This is a genomic window from Thermogutta sp. (genome assembly GCF_014359955.1).
Taxonomy (GTDB): domain Bacteria; phylum Planctomycetota; class Planctomycetia; order Pirellulales; family Thermoguttaceae; genus Thermogutta.
On the sequence record NZ_JACIYL010000992.1, the window covers coordinates 1 to 1,389 of the forward strand.

Sequence of the window (1,389 nt, forward strand, 5' to 3'; positions counted from 1 at the left end):
TATCTCTCCCACTCGGCGTCGGCGTGGCAGTTGAGGTTTCGCGACTTTCCAACTCTCCCGCCACGCGTTTTTCTCCGGCCCGCGCGAAACCGCGTGTGGTAGCCCCATGGACGTTCCCCTGACTGGGAAATCGCCTTCACAGCGGGTTCATGGTCAGGGATATCCCGGCCAATTGTCTGTCTCAAGGACCGGACTGACCGTGAGGTGGCCGCTTTGCTCACCACGACTCACGTCGAAAGATAGATTTGCCCGCCGTGACCACCCCAGAAGTTGAGCGAACAGGTGATGTTCTAGTTGAAAGCCGGGATTACGGCAATTAAAATCGCTCAGCAGTGAAAGGTTTACAGTGAGTTCTCATGTTTTCAAATGGGAAAGGAGAAGCAAATGAGGGCGTGCCGGTTGGTGTGTTGGGGAGTACTTGTCGCAGGCGTCCTAATCGCAACAGTCAGCCAAACCAGCTTGGTGAAAGCGGAGCCAGCAAATGCCGCTCCGGCTTCACCTCCGACAGCTTCTCAACCGTCCCCCCAGTCTGCTGACCAGACCAGTGAACTATCAAGGGCGCGAGAAAGGCTCCCAGAATTCTGGAGAATGCGTCCCAAAGAAATTCAGGAGGCACTCGCGTTTAACGAGCAGACATTTACCGAAAACGGGTGGACGCTCACAGCAAAGAAGTACCTTTCTCCCGAGCAAAAAGCAACCTTCGAAAAGGAGATAAAGACCGCACTGCAAAAGGGGGAGGGTAATGTAGCGCAGCATCTAACCCAGTGTGCCGAGCCCGATTACCAGGTGAAAATCGAGGTCAACCCCAGGCAAATTCTGGAGGATGGATTGCGTCAGGACAGGCAGATGGAAGCGCTATCCATTGCCGAGGTGGACGAAACGAACAAGCGATTGCGTTTCCGTGCTAACAAGCCTTTGTTTGAAGCAGAAAAAGAGAAGCTGACAAACGAGTTGAAATCGATGGCCGACAGACTGGGATTTACCGGGTTTCTCGTGGTCCTGGACACGCCACCGCCTTCACAAACTTCCACGTCCCCATCGAATCAGCCAGCCTCACCGCCACCTGTCACCCAGAAGAGTGATTCTGTTGTGTCAAAACAGCCCCCAGAAACATCTCCCATCGCCACCAACGATGAAGCGCCATCAGGAAGCCAGGTCTGGGAGCAAAATCTGGCCGGGCCATTCACTCTAGCACCGTCCGTCGAGTGTTATGCGGTTGGTCATCGGTGCTTGCTAGGCCGCCTTTTCTGCTGCTTCTGCAAGCACCACGCGGTGATGCCCAGCGCGGATTGCTTTGCAGAACCAGTGTATGTGGACAGATCTTATCCCATCACACCCGCGTTCGCCAGTGCCAAGAATGTGCCCAATGGCTTTTGGAATAACGAGCCG

At 54.6% G+C, this 1,389-nt stretch carries 2 protein-coding genes; one reads left to right on the forward strand and one right to left on the reverse strand.

Annotated elements, in window-relative coordinates; translation table 11 throughout:
- On the reverse strand, positions 1–185 hold a 185-nt coding region (locus tag H5U08_RS18820), incomplete at its 3' end, for a hypothetical protein (protein ID WP_297036700.1).
- Positions 186–588: 403 nt separating this feature from the next.
- Here H5U08_RS18820 and H5U08_RS18825 point away from each other — a divergent pair.
- On the forward strand, positions 589–1,389 hold an 801-nt coding region (locus H5U08_RS18825), incomplete at its 3' end, for a hypothetical protein (protein ID WP_297036704.1).